Raw genomic sequence first — 1,322 nt, forward strand, 5'->3', positions numbered from 1 at the left:
AGTTGCCCCCATCAAACCGGACAAGCGGCTTGGTTTGCTGACTGCGCAGCGATGAACTCACGGGGCGAACGCATGCGCAAGCCGCTGTGAGGGTGGATGGTATTGTAATCCTCGAACCATTCGGCCAGGCGCTGCAGGACGGAAATGGCGTCTGGCCTTGGGTTTACGCGGACGTAGTCGCGCTTGAAGGTCTTCACGAAGGCCTCGCAGACGCCGTTGCTCTCCGGGCTGCGTACAGGCGTGAAGCAGGCGACGAGGTTCAGCGCGACGGCGAAGTCGATGGTCTCGCCGGCGGTGTAGGCGGAGCCGTTGTCAGCGAGCCACTGGACAGGCTGCGGGGCGCGCAGGGCATCGAACCTGCGCTCGACGCAGTCGAGCATCATGTTGCGGATCATCTCGCCACTGATGCCACCGCCGGAGGTGGCGACCCAGGCCATGACCTCGCGGTCATGGGTGTCGATGGCAAAGGCGACGCGGACGACCTCGCCGTTCCAGCAGGAGATCTCGAAGCCGTCTGAGGCCCAGCGCTGGTTCGAGGCCGCGGCGACGACGGTGCCCTCGTGCGCGCGGATGGCGCGCCGGCCGGTGTGGGGCTGCAGGAGCAATGAAGCCTGGCGCATGAGGCGAAAGACGCGCTTGTGATTGAGCGGCGGCTCGCCGGAGCTGCGCCTCGCGCGATTGAGCAAAGCCGTGACGCGGCGATAGCCGTAGGTCGGGCGCGCGTCGGTGATCGCGCGGATCTCGGCCAGCACGGCTTCGTCCTCGGCGCGTCGATAGGGGCCACGCGGCGGCCGCTCGGGGCGCCGGAGTTGCTCGACCAGGTTGGACCTGGCGACGCCGATCGTGTCGGCCACGGCCTTCACCGGGAACCTGCCGGTGGCGGCGACGGCAAGCGCAACGTGAGTTTTTTTGGGCGTGCCTGTTCGAGGGCCTCCCGCAGGATCTCGGTCTCCATGGTCTTGCGGCCGAGCAGGCGTTCGAGCTCGCGGACACGGTTCTCGAGTTCCCGCACGCGGCTGATCGGGACGACCTCCTCGTCGGCCCTGACTGCCTCCTGCCCGCCCTCGGCCATGCGCCGTCTCCACTGGAACAGCAGGCTGGGCGAGACGCCGTGCAGCCGGGCGACGGCGGAGACCGTCATGCCGGGCTGCATGGTCTGCTCGACCAGCCGGACCTTTTCCTCGGCAGTGTAGCGCCGGCGGCGGTGGATGCCGGTGATGATCTCGACGCGCTCGATGGGCTTCGCCATAGGCGTGCGCCTAGGCGTGAACCTAGGCCCTCCGGGCTATGCCGCCTGTCCGGTCGAATTGGGGGCCACTCCA

Annotated in this window: 1 protein-coding gene; it reads right to left on the reverse strand. The window is 68.0% G+C overall.

From position 1 onward, the window contains the following. Positions 1–11: 11 nt before the first annotated feature. Positions 12–1,249, reverse strand: a protein-coding gene (locus JTN19_RS13300) for an IS3 family transposase (RefSeq protein ID WP_206933581.1) whose coding sequence is annotated in 2 segments (ribosomal slippage) — positions 12–913 and positions 913–1,249 — 1,239 coding nt in all. Because the reading frame shifts where the segments join, the coding sequence is not laid out codon by codon here. Between the last annotated feature and the right edge of the window lie 73 nt (positions 1,250–1,322).

It is taken from the genome of Roseococcus thiosulfatophilus (genome assembly GCF_017311575.1).
GTDB classification, from domain to species: domain Bacteria; phylum Pseudomonadota; class Alphaproteobacteria; order Acetobacterales; family Acetobacteraceae; genus Roseococcus; species Roseococcus thiosulfatophilus.